Here is a 16,402-nt window from a genome sequence, read left to right on the forward strand (position 1 = left end):
TCAGCGGTGGAGTTCGGCAGGCGCCGCCACTCGTCCACCGCGCCGGCGCACGCCCTCGGCCGAACGGTCAGGAGCCCGCGCCCAGTTCGGTCGGCCGCAGCGCACGGACCAGCAGGTCCACCCGCGTCTCGTACTCGGCGTCGCCGCACGCCAGGTCCAACGGCACCCGAATCCGTGCGAAGGGCGGCAGTTCCACCGGCTCGGCCAGCACCGGGACGAACCTGCGCGCCCCGGAGTGCACCCGCTGGAGCAGTGCGGCGTATTCGTCCATGATCCGCGGATCACCCGTCGTCGCCCTGCTGAAGATCAGTACGCCATTCGCCGAACCCAGCAGCGCGCGCTCCTTCTCCAGGATTTCCACCAGCCCGGGGCCGATCCACTTCGCCAGGAAGATCCGAATCCCGCGGAGGCGAAGTTTTTCGGCCAACCGGACGGCGTGCGGCTCGTCCGCCTCGGCGTACGAGATGAACACGTCGTAAGAGGAAGGTGCGGGTTCGGAGGAGGGCGCGGAACCGTCAACCGCCGGCGCCGCCGGGGGATCATGGCGGCGCCGTATTTGACCCCTGAGGGTGACGTAGGTGAAATACGTCGCCACCACGCCAGTTGCCATCGCGGCAACCGCTACGAGCAGATTCGCCCAAGCCATCAGCCGAGCGTACTGGAGTGGCCCTCGGCCCGACCGCGAAAAGCGCCACCCTTTCCCGCACGGCGCCGCCCCATCTCCGCCGCCTCGCCCCGCCCTCGTCCACCCGTCCCCCACCCCGCAGGCCGCCGACCCTGGTTCTGCCCCATCGGCTCGCTGAGCGAACCCGGGGTGTCGGCAGCTCACGCAGCGGCGCCGTGCTCTCGCATCAGCCGCCGCACCTCGGCGCCCTTCCATGTAGACGCCCTCTCCACTCGGATGGAGGCGGGTCGTTCCGCTGCCGGCGGCATGCCGTCGTGAGTACGGTTGCTCTACGTGGTGGAGTAATCACGGCGTCTGGGGGCGTCCTGTGGCGGGCATCGACAGTACGATCGGTGGACGGATCGAGAAGGGGCGCCGTCGCAAGGGCTGGCACCAGAGGGATCTCGCGGAGCGAATCGGCCGTTCGGAGTCCTGGGTGTCGCAGGTGGAGCGTGGCGTGATCGCGCTGGACAGTGTGGGCTTGGCGGAACGGATCGCTCAGGTGTTGGGGCTGGCTGTCGATTACGTGCTGGCGTTCGACGTTCGGTACGCCGGAGCTGCTGTGATAGCACAGTCGTCCAGATCACATCTGCTTTCTCCGCCTTCCCCCCGCGCGACTGCGCCCGATCCGGAAAGTTCTGAGATTGTGCGTCGACGTACTTTCACCCTCGGCTCCCTGGCAGGTCTGACCGGTGCCGTCGCCGGGCTCTCCCCGGACGCTCAGGCCCAGGTCAGCCGACCGGCTGGTGGCGCCGTGGACCAGGCGACTGTGGACGAGTTGCGGTCGATCGGCGCCAGCTACCGCCGGTCGTACAAGTCCTTCCCGGCCTCCACCCTCGTCCCGGTCGCCCATGGCCAGCTCCAGTTGGTGACCTCGCTCAAACCGAAGACCCAACCGGCTCGTCTGCGGAACTCGCTGCTGGCCCATATGGTCGAGATGGCGTCGCTGGCTGCCGTCCTGCTGTCACTGGACCTGGGTGACCAGGAACAGGCCGACGCCTACATGGACTTGGGGTTCCGGATCGCGAAGGAGATCGGCAGCGCAGAGTTGTCCGCGCTGATCCTGGCCGGCCGGGCATTCGGCACCTCCTACGGTGGCGATCCGGAGGGCGGGCTGGACTACGCGCTGGCCGCGGTGGAGGCCGCCAAGCGGGGGGCGTCGGTGCGGATGCGGGCGTGGACGAACGCGGTCGCCTCGGAGATGTACTCCTCCACCGGCGACGAGTACGGCTTCCGGTCTTCGATGGAGGCGTCGCGCACACTGTTGTCCGGGTCCATGGATGACGAACGGTGGGGCGGCATCGCCTGGTTCGACCTGTCCAAAGCGGATGCCTACGAGGGCAGTGACCTGGCGCGGCTGGGCCGCTTCGATGAGGCGCTGCCGTCGCTGGACCAGGCGCTCGTGCGGCTGTCGCCGGAGATGCTGCGGCACCGCTGCACCGCGTTCATCTCCCGCGCGGAGGCACATGCCGGGGCCGGCCACGTCGAGCAGGCATGCGAAGACGGCCACGCGGCCCTGGACTTGGTCGAGCAGGTCCAGCACCGGGGGACGCTGCGGCGGGTCACCGACCTGCACCGGACCTTGCGGGACAACAAGACCGCGGGAACGCGGAGCCTGAGCGAGCACCTGATCGACACCAGGACCCTGCTGAAGGCCATTGGGAGTGCAGCGTGAAGGGCCGCACGGGGCTGATCCTCGACTTCGGTGGGGTGCTGACCACCAGCGTGGCCGCGTGCGCACTGGCCTTCGACCGGCGGGCCGGCCTGCCGGAAGGCACGTTCTTGTCGGTCATCGCCAAGGACCCGCAAGGCGCGGCCTTGTACGCGGACCTGGAACGCGGGGCGATCACCCAGATCCAGTGGAACGAGCGGACAGCCGCACTGCTGGGGATCGACGGCGCCAATCTCCTCGGGCGCGTGCTGGAAGACCTGCACCCGGAGCCGACGGTGATCGCCGCTTCCCAAGCGGCCCGTGCGGCCGGAGTCAAGGTCGGGATCTTCTCCAACAGCCTGGGCACCGGTCCGTATGACGTCTACGCAGGCTACGACCTGGCCGCGAACTACGACACGGTGCTGATCTCCGAGGACTACCAACTGCGCAAGCCCGACCCGGAACTGTATGCGGTCATGCTCGGCCTGATGGATCTGCCCGGCGACGCCTGCGTGTTCGTCGACGACACCGCCCGCAACCTTCCTCCTGCCGAAGAACTCGGGGTCGCCACCATCCTGGCGGTAGACCCGGCGGACACGATCGCGCAGATGGAAGCCGCCCTCGGGCTGCGGCTCACCCACGAGGTCTAGACCCATCCGCAGCCGGGTTGCGGGGCCGCAGTCCGGCTGCGGATACGGACCCGGCCGGGGCGCGATGGTGGTTCTCCCGCCGCCTCGGAGCAGACAGGGTTCCCCGCTCCGGGGCGGCGGCCCAAGCCGCACAGCACCCCTGCTGGGGGTGCCCACCCGGATCGGAGACACAGGTGACCACCACCGTCGACACGACCACGATCACGGTCGAACTGCCCGAGGCGTTCGACCCGCGCTGGAACCGCCTGCCCGGCATCACCGTGGACGGCACGCGTATCACCATCGACCCTGCGGAGTATTTCTTCCGCTTCGAGATCAGCTCCTGGCTCGTGATCGACTGGCAGACCGTCAGGGACGGGCTGCTGGCCGCGGACGAGACCGAGACCGCGGCCGTCGAGCAGATGGCACTGGACTTCATCAAGGACCACGCCCGCTCCACCGGCGACGCCGGCGAGGTCCTGGCCATCGCCTGGCAGGTGTACTCCTACCTGTTCCGTGACGAGCACCTGGTCACCCTCGGCCTGCCGGACTTCACCGCCGGCCACCTCGCGATGCTGCGGCAGGCCGCGACGCTGATGGCCCTGAACAAGGTCGAGCTGGACGGACACATCTCCAACGTCGGCCCCTGCTGGTTCTTCCCCTCCGCCACCGGGGTCGTCTTCGACCTCAGCGAGACCGACGGCCAGATGCTCGACGAGGTCTACCACGGCGGCTGGTTCAACGAGTACCGCCGCATCGAGGGCATCAAGGCCCACACCGCGCTCGGCGGCCGGCTGGTGCACGGCTGCCAGTCCGTCCCCGACCAGTCCGGCGGCGTCGTCGCCGCCTACGGCACCTCCATGGCCGACTTCGCGGTGGAATTGGCCGGGATGAAGTCCGAGTGGATCGAGCAGATCGAGTCGTACCGCGTGACCGCCGCCTGATCCGTCACGTCGGCCCACCGGTGCGGGGCGGCAGGCGCCGCCGCCCCGCACCCCAACTGCCCTTTCCCGTCTCGCACGTTCGGAGCACGCTCGTGGACACCCAGCACATCACTGACCTCCTGGCCGCCGTCTGCTCGGCCGCCGGCAGCCCGACCCCGACTCGCAGCCCGATCCGCGTGTGGTCCCTTTCCGGGGTCGAACGCCTGACCTTCCCCGACGGCGCCACCGCGATCTACAAGTACGCCGCCGAGCCGTTCACGGCCGAGGACCGGTTCCTGCGCGCCGCCGCGACCGCCGGTATCCCGGTGCCGGACATCGCCGGCTCGCTGGTCCGCGACGGGGTTCTGGGCATGGTGATCGAGGACCTGGGCGAGCCCGTCCGCGAGGCCCAGGACGCGGACGGCGTCACGGCCGCGGTCACCCTGCACGCCGCCGCACCGAGCACACTGGTGCCCGCTCTCGACGAAGACGCCCTGGCTGCTCTGCCAGGCTTGGCCTTGGGCCATCTGCGGCATCTGCGGGAGGCCGGCCGGTGGACCGAGGGCACCGAGGACATCGCCGAGATGCTGCACGCGCTGAACGGTGCCGCCGCCAAGCGGGCCGAGGGCACCACCGTCGCCCCGTGGGGCTGGGTGCACTCCGAGTTCCACCCCACCAGCCTCCACATCAAAGCCGACGGCTGGCATCTGCTGGACTTCGCCCGCACCTTCAACGGCCCCGGCCTGCTCGACCTCGCGTCCTGGCACGGCACGATCGACAACGCCGACCCCGACCGGCTGCGCGCCTTCATCGAGACCTACGTCGTGGCGGGCGGCAACCGCTGCGCGCTGTCCACGCGAGGCGGCCTGGCCCCGCAGGCGTGGGCACTGGGATGGCACCGCGTCTGGGCGATCGAGTGGTTCATGGAGCAGGCCCTGCGCTGGATCAACGACCCGACCTCGGACGAGGCGTACATCACGGTGGTCCGCCGCCACCTCCACAGCGCCGCACGGCTCCTGGAACCATGAGATGGAAACCTGGGACGCCCACGCGGCTTCGAAGCCGGCGGACAGCCCTCCAGGGCCTTTGGCAGCGCCACAGCGGTTGGAGTGGACCCAGCGGCCCGGCATCGGTCCCGGGGCCGAGATCCTGGGCGGTGATCTGAGCGACCGCCGGATCGTGGAACTGGGTTGCGGCGCGGGCCGCAACAGCGCCCATCTGGCGGCTGCGGGGGCGATCGTCACCGGCGTGGACCGCTCAGCCGGGCAGATCCGCCGTGCCAGAGCCCACTACGGCCACACCGGCGCCCGGTTCGTTCGCGCCGGAGCGACGCTCCATCTCACCCGCAGCGCCACCCGCCTGGACGCGATCGTCTCGGTCTTCGGCGCGATCGGCACCACCGAACCCTCCCAGATCCTCGCCCTGTGCTCACGCCGCCTGGCCCGGCGCGGAGTCCTGGCCTTCGCCGTAGCGCACCCGCACCGCACCGGCGCCCTGCCCGCCACCGCGCGCACCCTGACCGAGGTGACGCTCCCGAACGGGACCACCGGCAGCGTCCAGCACTGGGACATCGACCCCGGAGCCTGGGCCCGCGCCCTGAACCGGGCGGGCCTGCTGGTCACCGGTACGCAGGACCTGTTCGCGCCCGCCGACGCCCCCTGGCCCACCACCCTGCTCATCACCGCGCGCAAACCCTGACGGCCGACCCACCTTCCGGGAGGCACCGTGCACCAGATCCCGTACCTGCTGCTGGACATAGACGGCGTCCTCGTCCCGTTCCCCGCGCAGGACAAAACCACCCCAGCCACCCACACCCGCCACCAGGTCCGCATGACCGGCCGTCCCGACCCGGTCACGGTCTGGCTCAACCACCACCACGGCCCGATGATCACCGACGCCATCGCCACTGGCCTCATCCGCCCGGTGTGGTGCACCAGCTGGCGCGCGGACGCGCCCGGTGTGATCGGCCCGCTGCTGGGCCTGCCGGTCTTCGAGTACATCGACCTGCCCCGGCTGCCGATCACCACCAGCCACCCCGACGGCTACCTGTGGAAGCGCGACCACGTCGACACCTGTCTCGGCATCGCACCGGCCGCGTGGATCGACGACGACTTCACCGCGCTGGACCACGAGTGGGCCGCCGACCGCACCGCGGCCGGGCACGCGACCCTGCTGATCCAGCCCGAACACCACGTCGGTCTTCAGCCCGAACACGTCTTCACCGCGCTGGAATGGGCTGCCGACATCACCGCGGCCACCGAAGCGGCCTGAGTGTCCGAACTCGGGGTCGGACAGCCGGTGACCATTGCTGATCTCCGGCTGTCCGACAACAGAAGGCCACGGGGCTGCCTCCCTCACTCGAAGGTGAGCCGGGGGATCGACTCGATGTCGATGCCGTACCGGCGGTAGACGGCGGTCGTGTTCTCGCTGGTGAGTTCGTCCACGGGCAGCCCGAGGGCCTCGGCCACGCGGTGGACGTGGTCGCCGCTGGTCCCCTCGATCTCCAGGTAGGGAGGGATGCGCGGCCAGTGGTCGAGCTCGACCGACGCGCCGAGCACCGTCCAGGACGACCGCCGGTTCTCCTGGTACGCCTTCGGCAGGTAGCCCAGCTTGCCGAGAATGGCGTGCGTGGCGTCGAAGTCGCTCACGGCCGTCTCGGTCTCCCGGACCCCGTCGATCGCGTCGCTCAGGATCTCCTTCACGCACAACGTCGCGGTCTCCCCGTTGTCCCGCAGCCGCACCCACGCCCCGGACCTGCCCGGGATGTCGTAGACGTAGCGCCGCTGAAGCCGGTCCCCGGCGTGCTCGGCACCGGCTTCCAGCAGCCTGGTGCGGATTTCCTCGGGGTCGATGCCGAGGAGCTTCGCCTCGAACTCGATCGCCGTCGTACCCATACGCATGACCTCCTGTGGATCGGGGCGGAGCACCCAGAACACCACAGTGCGCTTTTTCAGCGTTGCCTCTCCAGAGATGACCGCGGCGACCGCCTGCCCGAGCAACGGTCGGACGGTGGGGAGTTCGCCCGCGCGACCCGGGCCCCGCTGACCTCCCCACCCGAGGGTTCCGCGCCGTACGTTCACGCGGCGACGCCGCGTACCTCGCGCGTCCGCCGGACGAACTCGCGTACGGCCGGCGGGGCGGCACGCTGGTCGGGGCAGTCGGCGACCGAGTTGGCCCGCCATCCGGCCTCCCGTGCCGTCCGCGCCGGTTGCCGTCCGCGCCCGGGCCGTAGGCGTAGGCGTACTCGTCGTCGCCGGTCCACCGCGGGGATTCGCCCCGCCTCTGCCGCACCTTTTGCCACCTCACCGGAAAAAACGGCTTGCAGCCCCATGGACTAACTCCTATGGTGCTGCGCATGGGTTCTCTGTGATATCCCCCGTGCGGCCGCGTTGAGCTTGGCTCCGTCGTCGCGCGTTCTCATCCGTGCTTCCGTTCCTCCCGTGATGCCGTCTGTCCGGCCTACCGCGGAGTGTTTCCGGCGTGCGCGGAGGCGTCCGTCCACCCGTGCCGATCGGCCCGGCCGAGAACAGGGGAATCCATGCTTACCGCGCAGCTATCTCTTCAGAACGTCACCCGCCGCTACGACGACCACGTCGTGCTGGACGACGTGTCCTTCAGCATCAAGCCGGGCGAGAGGGCCGGCATCATCGGCGACAACGGAGCCGGAAAATCAACCCTGTTGCGACTGATCGCCGGGCAGGACCGGCCGGACAACGGCGAACTGACCGTGATCGCACCGGGCGGCTCGGGCTATCTGGCCCAGTCGTTGGCCCTGCCCCCCGAGGCCACCGTCCAGGACGCGGTGGACATGGCTCTTGCCGACCTGCGTGAACTCGAAGCGCGGATGCACCACGCCGAAGCCGGACTCAAGGGCTTGGCGGGGGCGGAGCTCACCGCCGCGCTGGACGCCTACGCCCAAACGGTCGCCCAGTACGAGGCGCGCGCCGGCTACGAGGCCGATGCCCGGGTGGACGTCGCCCTGCACGGGCTCGGCCTGCCGGGTCTGGCTCGGGATCGGGCCCTGGGCACGCTGTCGGGCGGTGAGCGATCACGGCTGGCGCTGGCCGCGACCTTGGCGTCCCAGCCGGAACTGTTGCTGCTGGACGAGCCGACCAACGATCTGGACGACCAGGCGGTGGGCTGGCTGGAGGCGCACCTGCGGGCGCATCGCGGCACGGTGCTCGCGGTCACCCATGACCGGGTGTTCCTGGAACGGGTCACCACCACGATCCTGGAGATCGGCGAGGGCAAGGTGACGCGTCACGGCGACGGCTACAACGGCTACCTTGCCGCCAAGGCCGCCGAGCGGCGGCGCCGCCTGCAGGAGTACGCGGACTGGTGCGCGGAGCTGGCTCGCAACCGCAAGCTGGCCGCCACGAACGTGGCACGGCTGGAGGCGGTGCCTCGCAAGCTGCCGTTCGCCGTGTTCGGCCACGGCGGCTTCCGTGCCCGCGGCCGTGGTCACGGGGCGATGGTCCGTATCCGCAATGCGAAGGAGCGGGTCGAACGGCTGACGGACGATCCTGTCGCGCCGCCGCCCGAACCGCTGGTCTTCGCCGCTCGTATGACCACCGCCGACGGTCGGACGTCGCAGGCCGCGGCGGAACTCACCGGCATCCGTGTCGAGGACCGGCTGCACGTACCTTCGCTGCGGATCGGCGGCGAGGAGCGGCTGTTGGTCACCGGGCCCAACGGGGCCGGCAAGACGACGCTCATGCGGGTGCTGGCGGGTGAGTTGCAGCCCGATGAGGGGACGGTGCGCACGCGGGGCCGGGTCGGGCACTTGAGGCAGGAGGAGACACCGTGGCCGCCTGGCCTGACCATCCCACAGGCGTTCGCCCACGGCCGCGGAGGCGAACTGGACGAGCACCTCGACCATCTGCTGTCCCTCGGCCTGTTCAGCCCTGCCGACCTGCGCCTGAAGGTGGGCGAGCTGTCCTACGGACAAAGGCGCCGGATCGAACTGGCCCGACTCGTCAGCGAACCCGTCGACCTGTTGCTGCTGGACGAGCCGACCAACCATCTCTCCCCCGTCCTGGTCGAAGAACTGGAAGGAGCCCTGGCCCGCTACCAAGGCGCGGTCGTCGTCGTCACCCACGACCGCCGCATGCGAACCCGCTTCACCGGCAGGCACGTGGAACTGGACGCCGGCCACGTCGCACCGCCTCGGCCCTGTTCTCCCGAGGCAACGGCGACGTGACAGTTGGCCCTCCGCAATCGGAGTGACGCTCGGTCAGGGGTGGGTGAGGCCAGGCCCGGGGAGGCCAGGCCCGGGGAGTGCAGGCCCGGGGAGGCCAGGCCCGGGGAGGCCAGGCCCGGGGAGTGCAGGCCCGGGGAGGCCAGGCCCGGGGAGTGCAGGCCGAGCCCAGCCGACCACGCGTCGGCTGGGCTCGGCCTGCCGACCACGCATCGGCTGGGCCGCGGGCGCTCCCGGCTCGGCACGGCGGCCATCCGAGGCGGCTGTTGTCGTCAACGGCTGTTCGCGGATGCCTCGTTCGAGGTGGCGACCGCACCCGGATCGGTGGAACGTCGCGGCGCCGCGGAGCCCTCTGCGGACGTGGACCGCGCCAGCCACAGGCCGGTGAACACGGCGGTGGCCAACGTGATGGCGCCGGCGGTGAGGAAGGCGCTGTCGAGGCCGGTCTCGAAGGAGGCGCCGCCGGATTGCCGGGTGCGGACGACTGCTCCGAGCACCGCCACACCGAGCACCCCGCCGATCTGCCGGGTGGTGCTGCTGATGCCTGACGCGAGGCCGCCTTCCTGCGGGCTGACGGCTTGGATGGCGGCTCCCGTCAGGGGGGACAGGGTCAGGGCGAAGCCGATGCCGACGAGTGCCAGCCGCCACCACACGTTCCCGTAGCCGGTGTCGGCGTGCACCGTGCCGAGCGCGAGCAGTCCCAGGCCGGCCAGGGCCAGGCCGGCGGTGACCACGACGCGGAAGCCGCGCCGGGCGGCGATCCGGCCCGCGTACGGGCTGACGATCACCATGGCGAGGGAGACGGGGAGGGTCTGTAGGCCGGCGCGCAGGATCGAGCTGCCCTGGACGTACACGAAGAACTGGGAGAAGAAGAACGACGAGCCCATGAGCGCGAACCCCACCACGACCATGGCGGTGTTGGACACGGTGAACAGGCGCTGCCGGAACAGCCGCAGCGGCAGCATCGGAGCGGAGCGGCGCGCTTCGACGGCGAAGAAGGCGGCGAGGAGCATCACCCCTGCGGCGAAGCTGCCCAGGATGACCGGCGACGTCCAGCCGCGGGCACCGCCCTCGATCAGCCCGTAGGTCAGCGCCCCCACCGCCAGGGCGGACAGCACCGTGCCCGGGATGTCGATCGCGGGGGCGCTCGGATTGCGGGACTCGCCGAGGTGGCGCAGGCCGATCAGCAGGAGGAACCCGCCGATGGGCAGATTCACCAGGAAGATGGCGGGCCAGCCGTAGGCTTCCGTCAGCACGCCGCCGGCCACGGGGCCCGCGGCCATGCCGATTCCGCTGAATCCGGCCCACAGTCCGATCGCCTTGACTCGTTCCTGCGGCACGGGATAGGCGGCGACGAGCAGGGCCAGTGAGGCGGGGCTCAGGGCCGCGGCACCGATGCCCTGCACGACCCTTCCGGCGATCAGCCACCCCAGCGAGGGCGCGACCGAGCACAGCACGGACGCGAGCGTGAACACCCCGACGCCGGTCAGGAACACCCGCTTGCGGCCGAACCGGTCGGCGAAGATGCCTCCGGACAGCAGCAGCATGGCGACCAGCAGTACATACGCGTCGACGATCCATTGCAGACCGGTCAGCTGCGTGTGCAGCCGGTCCTGCATGTCGGGCAGCGCCGCTCCGACGATCGTGTTGTCGAGCAGGACCATGAACTGACCCAGGCAGGTCACCGTGAGCAGCACGGCCCGGTTCGATCGGCTGCCTACGGTCGCATGTGATGCGGTGATGAGGATTCCTCTCGATCGTCAGGTGCGCCCGGTCACGGTCGACGTGGGGGGCGATACACCTGAGCGCCTTAACGCAGTCTTCGCCTGCGTTAAGGCGACTATAGGGAGGGCTCCGCGAAAACGCAAGTCCCGACTGCGTTAAGGTGAGGGGATGAGCGAGCGACAGCAAGCCCGGCGGCCCGGCGGGCGCAGCGCCCGTGTCGGCGCGGAGGTGCACCAGGCCGTCACCGACCTGATCAGCGAGCGTGGCTACGGCAACTTCACCGTCGGCGACGTCGCGGCCCGCGCGGGCGTGGCCGACAGCAGCATCTACCGCCGGTGGGGCAGGCTGGAAACCCTGCTCACCGACGTGGCACTCACCCGCCTCAACGCGCAGTCACCGATGCCCGACACCGGGAGTCTCGCCGGCGACCTGCACACTTACGCGGCCAACGTGGCCCGCGAGATCACCGGACCCGACGGCCCGGCACTGCTGCGCCTGGCCTTCGCCCTGTCCAACAACGGTGAAGAGGGCCGGCGGGCCGGTGACGACCTGCGCGCCGAACGCACCCGTCAACTGCAGTCCATGCTCGATCGCGCCCACGACCGTGGCGAACAGGCACCCGACGCGTTCACCGTGCTGGACCACATCCTGGCCCCGATGTACATCCGCGTCCTGTTCGGCATCGTGCCGCTCACCCCGGAATACGTCGACGGGCTGGTCGACCGATTGCTGTGACCCCGACCCGGTCGGCAGCAGGCCGGGGCCGGACGACGCTCCGCTTCCACCAGGACCAGATCAGACGGTGGGGAGTTCGCCCGCGCGGACGGCGTCCACGAACGAGGTCCACGCGGCGGCGGTGAACGTCAGCTGCGGGCCGTCCGGGTCCTTCGAGTCACGCACGGGGACGACCCCGTCGGCGTGCGGAGCGAACTCGACGCACGAGCCGCCGTCCCCGTTGCTGTGGGAGGACTTCCGCCATACGGCCGCGGCTTCGACGCAACTGCCGCCGTTGCCGTTGCTGTGGGACGACTTACGCCATTCGGCGCGACTCAACTCCCGTTCCGTGTGCATGCGTACGCTCCTCCGCGGGTGGGCCGGGACGGTACGCGTGCAGCGTCGCGCCCCGGTCACTCACCGGCAAGAGGGCGATCCGGCCACGGTCAGACGGCCGGGAACTCCCCCGCCCGCACGGCCCCGACGAACGAGGCCCACGCGTCAGCGGAAAACGCGAGCGCGGGGCCCTGGGGGTCCTTCGAGTCGCGTACGGGGACGACCCCCGGGAAGTCGTCAGCGACCTCCACGCAGCTACCGCCGTTGGCGTTGCTGTAGGTGGACTTGCGCCAACGGGCGGCGCTCAGGTCAGGGGTGGTGTGCATCGCGCGTACTCCTCAGCCGCCGAGTCGAGCAGGGCCAGGGACGCCTCCGGGGACAGAGCGACAGCCCTAGCGAGATCGTACGACTTCCAGTACAGGCCAACAACTTCGTTCTCGTCGATGATTTGCCCGGAATGCACGCCCTCCGTATAGGCGAGATCGGGGGCATCATCGAACGACATCAGTGACACCATCCCGGCCATCATCGCGTGGGCGCCGTCCTGGAAGCGCAGCACCTGCACAATGACGCGCCCCGCACGCACCAGCGCCGCAATCGAGCGCAGTTGCTCCGCCATGACGGCAGAACCGCCAACGGGCATGCGCAAGACGGTCTCGTGCAGGATCGCCCAAAACTCGGGCCGTGCAGGGTCGTTGAGAAGCGCGGCCCGCTCTCGCTGCGCATTGACGACTTCATCGACTTCTGGCACCTGGGCGCGCGGCCGCGTCGCCTTGATGCCAGCTCGGATGTACCCCTCCGTCTGCAACAGCCCCGGCACCAGCGTGGGCGCGTACTCCGCGATCGCCGACGCGCGAGCCTCGTGGTAGGCCGCCTCGGCGAAGTAGCTGGCGTGGCCGCCGGTGTAGAGCGGCTTGGACTTCTTCGCCATCAAACACAGGTGTTGCAGGTGCTTGCCGGAGCCGAGTGCACCGTCGAGGCGGATCGACAAGTCCAACTGCGGCTTGCGGATGGTGGTTTCGATTTGCCCGATGTATGCCGCCGAGACGAACACCAGTTTCCCCAGGGCGTCTTGGGTGAGACCCGCTTCTTCGCGCAGTCGGCGTAGCTCCGAACCGTAGAACGCGTAGGGGCTCTGAAACGGGTCGAGTTGTTTGGGCTCGGTCATGCGGCAAACCAACCTCTCTACCGTGCCGATGTAGTCCGACGATGCTTCCGAGGCTAGTGGTTGTTCGGCCACTGTGTGAGTGGCTGAACACAGAGCGTGGGCGGCTCGGAGACGCGGGAGCGAACGATGCCGTACCCCGAGGGGACCTGGGTGGTGGACACCCGCACCGGCGACCTGGGCGAGGTGATGCGCAGATCTCCCGGGCTGCTGTCGCTGAGCCGCCCGGGCAACCGGGGGCTGTGGACGGCGGAACCGTGCAGCGTACGGCGGGCGCGGCCCTCGGAAGTCGCCTCGGCGGAAGCCGTTTCCGGGGCGCGGGACGCCCGCGTGGGGAGCCCGGGGGGCGGCACGCAGGGCGAGCCCTTCACCCGTACGTATGAGCACGCGCGGGCACTCGGAAAGCTCGCTCCGGAAAAAATCGCGCAGAAAGGGAAATTGCAGATGGAACCCACCACCGTGGACACCACCGCGCTGACGTTGCCGGACGGCCCGAGGAAGGGCGGCGAAGCCTTACCGGTGGCCGGGGCGCCGCAGGCACGTGAGTGGCGGATCACCACGACCAGCCGGCACACCGTGAGCGGGTATCTGCCGCCGTGGGCGACGGAGGACCCCAGCGAAGTGGACGTGCCGATCGAGCACTTGGCCGCGCGGCTGGTGGACGTGCACCACTACGCCGACTTCGAGGGCCAGACCGTACGGAACGCGCGGCGCACCGGGCACGACGGCGCCGAACCCGCCGACCTGCACGTGCTGTGCGGCAGCATCGACTGCGTACCGTTCGCGGCCGACCCGGACCCGCGCGTGCCGACGGTGAACCTCAACCTCACGCCCGAGTGCTGGCTGAGCGACCTGGGCCCGGACGACGTGTTGCGGTTGGTGGCCCAACTGCGCGCGCAGGCGGACCGGTTGGCGTACGAGGTGCATCCGGCGCTGGTCGCGGCGCGGGCGGACTGGGCGGCGGCCCACGGCGACGGCGCGGACGCCGGGGCCGTCCACCTCGTGGGGAGCCGCACATGAGCGCCCACCTTCGTACCGGCGCCGACAACTCCGGTGTACCCGCGGTCCCTTACATCACGACGTGGAGCGCGGAGGACCGTACGGCCGGGGCGGTGACGCTGCGACCGGACCGGTGCGGCATCGCGTACCTGGACGAGACGCCGCACGATCGGGACCGCGAGGGCGCGTTGTGGCTGCGCACGGGGCTGGCGCGGGGGCGCGGCCGGCCCAGGTTCGGCGCGGTGCACCCGGCGCGCCAACGGCGGGCGATGCGGCTGATGTTGTGCCAGGTGTGCGCGGGGCCCGCCGACCGGGACGAGCGCGGGGTGCTGTGGCTGCTCGGCGACGACCACGACGACTGGCCGGGCTGGCCCGAGGAGATGGGCGCCACCCATCCCCCGGTGTGCCGCCCCTGCGCGCTCGCCTCGCTCCGCCTGTGCCCGTATCTGCGGCGCACCCACACCGCCGTCCGCGTCGCCCGGCCCCGGCTCGGCGGCGTGCACGGCATGCTCTACGGTCCCCCGTCCGGCCCCGGCGAGGTCCGCCCCCAACCCCTCGGCCCCGCCCTCGTCCCCTACGGCGACTCCCTCATCCCCTGGGTCCTCGCGTCCCAACTGGCCATGCAGCTCCGCGACTGCACCCCCGACCACCTGGACCCCGACGCCCGCCACCCGCGATCCACCCCGTAGGCCGCCGCACCCCGGTACGCCCACGGGGTCGGATGGCACAGGTCTCTCGTCAACCTGCTCCGTGAGGACCACCCGCAGGGGATCTTGCCAGCCCGACACCCTTGTGACTTTCTGGAATGAGTCGACAACCGCTCGTAGCCGGCGGTCAGCGAACGGCGAAGGGATGGCGATGAGCACTGCCCAGACGGAAGCCACAGGTGGCGAACGATCCGACCCTCCGATCAGCACGGTCGCGGGGACCGGGGTCGCGGGATTCTCAGGGGACAACGCGCCCGCTGTTTCGGCTCAGTTGAACCGTCCGTACGGGATCGCGGTGGACGGCGCCGGCACCCTCTACCTCTCCGACTACAGCAACCACCGGGTGCGGAGGATCACGACCGACGGGAGGATCAGCACGGTCGCGGGGAACGGCGTCGCCGGCTCCCGGGGGGACAACGGCCCTGCCGCCTCTGCCCAGTTGAACTGCCCGCGCGAGGTGGCGGTGGACAGCGCGGGCAACGTCTACATCGTCGACGCCGGCAACCACCGGGTCCGGAAGATCACGAAGGACGGGACGATCAGCACGGTCGCCGGCTCGGGCACCGCCGGCTTCAGCGGTGACGGCGGCCCGGCGACCGCCGCCCGGTTGAACCTCCCGCTGGGGGTGGCGGTGGACCGTACCGGCGTCCTCTACGTCACCGAGTACCACAACCAGCGGGTCCGGAAGGTCACGGCCGACGGGACGATCAGCACGGTCGCCGGCTCGGGCACCACGGGCTTCAAAGGAGACGGCGGCCCGGCGACCTCGGCCCAGCTGAACCGCCCGTACGGGGTGGCGGTGGACAGCGCGGGCGATCTCTACATCGCCGACGCGGACAACAACCGGGTCCGGAAGGTCACGGCCGACGGGACGATCAGCACGGTCGCCGGCTCGGGCACCGCGGGCTCCGGCGGTGACGGCGGCCCAGCCGCCTCGGCCCAGCTGAACTTCCCCGTGGGGGTGGCGGTGGACAGCACCGGCACCCTCTACCTCTCCGACCACCGCAACAACCGGGTCCGGAGGATCACTCCTGACGGGACGATCAGCACGGCCGCCGGCACGGGCACCGCGGGCTCCGCCGGCGACGGCGGCCCAGCCGCCTCGGCCCAGTTGCGCAACCCGTACGGGGTCGCTGTGGACTGCGTCGACGCCCTCTACATCGCCGACCACGCCAACGACAGGGTCCGGAAGATCGCGTCGGAGATGATGGCCGGGCTGCCCGATTCGGGCACGGTGGCCTGCTGGGCCAACGTCCGGAGCCGGTTGCGGATGGGGGTCCTGCGCGAGTCCACCAAGGACGGGGCCGAGATCCACCAGTCCCTCGCCGCCCCCCGGGAACACCAGCGGTGGCGGCTGGTCGTGGCGGGCCAGGACGACGGCGAGGTCCTGTACACGATCGAGAACGTGCGCAGCGGCAAGGTCCTGGAGGTCGTCGGAGCGGGCATGGCAGACGGGGCGGTGGTCGCGCAACGCGCCTACGAGGGCCTTGACGCCCACCACCAGCAGTGGCGGATGCTCCCGGTGGGCTCCGTGACCGACAGCCCGAGGGTGTTCGAGATCGCGAACCGCAACAGCGGTCTGCTGCTGCGCGTCGGCACCAACGCCCCCGCGGCGGTCAAGCAGCACACGGTGACGGAGGGCGACCCCCGCGACCGGCAGTGGCAGTTGCTCTCCGTCTGACCCGCGAATCG

Annotated in this window: 17 protein-coding genes; 11 read left to right on the forward strand and 6 right to left on the reverse strand. The window is 70.5% G+C overall.

All coding sequences use genetic code 11. The annotated features are described in order from the left end of the window. Positions 1–67: 67 nt before the first annotated feature. Positions 68–646: a toll/interleukin-1 receptor domain-containing protein gene (locus OG896_RS11615; protein ID WP_329364763.1), complete on the reverse strand. Its 579-nt coding sequence runs from the start codon at positions 644–646 to the stop codon at positions 68–70. A gap of 346 nt (positions 647–992) precedes the next feature. Here OG896_RS11615 and OG896_RS11620 point away from each other — a divergent pair, with 346 nt between their 5' ends. The 6 genes from OG896_RS11620 to OG896_RS11645 all read left to right on the forward strand — a co-directional run bounded on the left by OG896_RS11620 (position 993) and on the right by OG896_RS11645 (position 6,138). Next, the gene (locus OG896_RS11620; protein ID WP_329364766.1) at positions 993–2,339 is read left to right on the forward strand and encodes a helix-turn-helix domain-containing protein; all 1,347 of its coding nucleotides are present in this window, start codon (positions 993–995) and stop codon (positions 2,337–2,339) included. Then, entirely contained in the window at positions 2,336–2,965 is a 630-nt protein-coding gene (locus OG896_RS11625) for an HAD-IA family hydrolase (RefSeq protein ID WP_329364768.1), read from the forward strand. The genes OG896_RS11620 and OG896_RS11625 overlap by 4 nt, the downstream gene beginning before the upstream one ends. A gap of 173 nt (positions 2,966–3,138) precedes the next feature. Further along, positions 3,139–3,888: a hypothetical protein gene (locus tag OG896_RS11630; RefSeq protein WP_329364770.1), complete on the forward strand. Its 750-nt coding sequence runs from the start codon at positions 3,139–3,141 to the stop codon at positions 3,886–3,888. Between the two features lie 92 nt (positions 3,889–3,980). Beyond that, on the forward strand, positions 3,981–4,895 hold the full coding sequence (locus OG896_RS11635; RefSeq protein ID WP_329364773.1) for an aminoglycoside phosphotransferase family protein: 915 nt from the start codon (positions 3,981–3,983) through the stop codon (positions 4,893–4,895). A 58-nt stretch (positions 4,896–4,953) separates the two neighbouring features. Continuing rightward, on the forward strand, positions 4,954–5,565 hold the full coding sequence (locus tag OG896_RS11640; RefSeq protein ID WP_329364775.1) for a class I SAM-dependent methyltransferase: 612 nt from the start codon (positions 4,954–4,956) through the stop codon (positions 5,563–5,565). A gap of 27 nt (positions 5,566–5,592) precedes the next feature. After that, positions 5,593–6,138 (forward strand): HAD domain-containing protein, encoded by a 546-nt coding sequence (locus OG896_RS11645; RefSeq protein ID WP_329364777.1) that lies wholly within the window; start codon positions 5,593–5,595, stop codon positions 6,136–6,138. 83 nt (positions 6,139–6,221) lie between these two features. Here OG896_RS11645 and OG896_RS11650 read toward each other — a convergent pair whose 3' ends face one another. Then, on the reverse strand, positions 6,222–6,761 hold the full coding sequence (locus tag OG896_RS11650; protein ID WP_329364780.1) for a class IV adenylate cyclase: 540 nt from the start codon (positions 6,759–6,761) through the stop codon (positions 6,222–6,224). A 644-nt stretch (positions 6,762–7,405) separates the two neighbouring features. On the opposite strand from OG896_RS11650, the gene OG896_RS11655 reads away from it, so the two are divergent. Next, the gene (locus OG896_RS11655) at positions 7,406–9,067 is read left to right on the forward strand and encodes a TlrC/CarA/OleB/SrmB family ABC-F type ribosomal protection protein (RefSeq protein WP_329364782.1); all 1,662 of its coding nucleotides are present in this window, start codon (positions 7,406–7,408) and stop codon (positions 9,065–9,067) included. A 269-nt stretch (positions 9,068–9,336) separates the two neighbouring features. Here the strand turns inward: OG896_RS11655 and OG896_RS11660 are convergent, their stop codons facing one another. Then, on the reverse strand, positions 9,337–10,806 hold the full coding sequence (locus tag OG896_RS11660; RefSeq protein ID WP_329373907.1) for a DHA2 family efflux MFS transporter permease subunit: 1,470 nt from the start codon (positions 10,804–10,806) through the stop codon (positions 9,337–9,339). A gap of 151 nt (positions 10,807–10,957) precedes the next feature. Here OG896_RS11660 and OG896_RS11665 point away from each other — a divergent pair, with 151 nt between their 5' ends. Next, entirely contained in the window at positions 10,958–11,524 is a 567-nt protein-coding gene (locus tag OG896_RS11665; RefSeq protein WP_329364784.1) for a TetR/AcrR family transcriptional regulator, read from the forward strand. 60 nt (positions 11,525–11,584) lie between these two features. Here OG896_RS11665 and OG896_RS11670 read toward each other — a convergent pair whose 3' ends face one another. The 3 genes from OG896_RS11670 to OG896_RS11680 form a co-directional block, all read right to left on the reverse strand. Continuing rightward, entirely contained in the window at positions 11,585–11,860 is a 276-nt protein-coding gene (locus OG896_RS11670; RefSeq protein ID WP_329364786.1) for a DUF397 domain-containing protein, read from the reverse strand. An 89-nt stretch (positions 11,861–11,949) separates the two neighbouring features. Further along, on the reverse strand, positions 11,950–12,165 hold the full coding sequence (locus OG896_RS11675) for a DUF397 domain-containing protein (RefSeq protein WP_329364788.1): 216 nt from the start codon (positions 12,163–12,165) through the stop codon (positions 11,950–11,952). Beyond that, positions 12,144–13,007 (reverse strand): helix-turn-helix domain-containing protein, encoded by an 864-nt coding sequence (locus tag OG896_RS11680; RefSeq protein ID WP_329364790.1) that lies wholly within the window; start codon positions 13,005–13,007, stop codon positions 12,144–12,146. Before OG896_RS11680 ends, OG896_RS11675 begins: the two co-directional genes overlap by 22 nt. Before the next feature lie 441 nt (positions 13,008–13,448). Between OG896_RS11680 and OG896_RS11685 the strand changes: the two genes are divergently transcribed. The 3 genes from OG896_RS11685 (at position 13,449) to OG896_RS11695 (ending at position 16,391) form a co-directional block, all read left to right on the forward strand. Beyond that, positions 13,449–14,024 carry a DUF6907 domain-containing protein gene (locus tag OG896_RS11685; RefSeq protein WP_329364792.1) on the forward strand — a complete coding sequence of 192 codons (576 nt, stop codon included), beginning with the start codon at positions 13,449–13,451 and terminating at the stop codon, positions 14,022–14,024. Continuing rightward, entirely contained in the window at positions 14,021–14,692 is a 672-nt protein-coding gene (locus OG896_RS11690) for a hypothetical protein (RefSeq protein WP_329364794.1), read from the forward strand. Before OG896_RS11685 ends, OG896_RS11690 begins: the two co-directional genes overlap by 4 nt. A gap of 169 nt (positions 14,693–14,861) precedes the next feature. Continuing rightward, positions 14,862–16,391, forward strand: coding sequence for an NHL domain-containing protein (locus OG896_RS11695; protein WP_329364797.1), 1,530 nt, complete (start codon positions 14,862–14,864; stop codon positions 16,389–16,391). Positions 16,392–16,402 lie beyond the last annotated feature (11 nt).

Origin of the sequence: Streptomyces sp. NBC_00669, from assembly GCF_036226785.1 — a bacterium.
Taxonomy (GTDB): Bacteria; Actinomycetota; Actinomycetes; order Streptomycetales; family Streptomycetaceae; genus Actinacidiphila.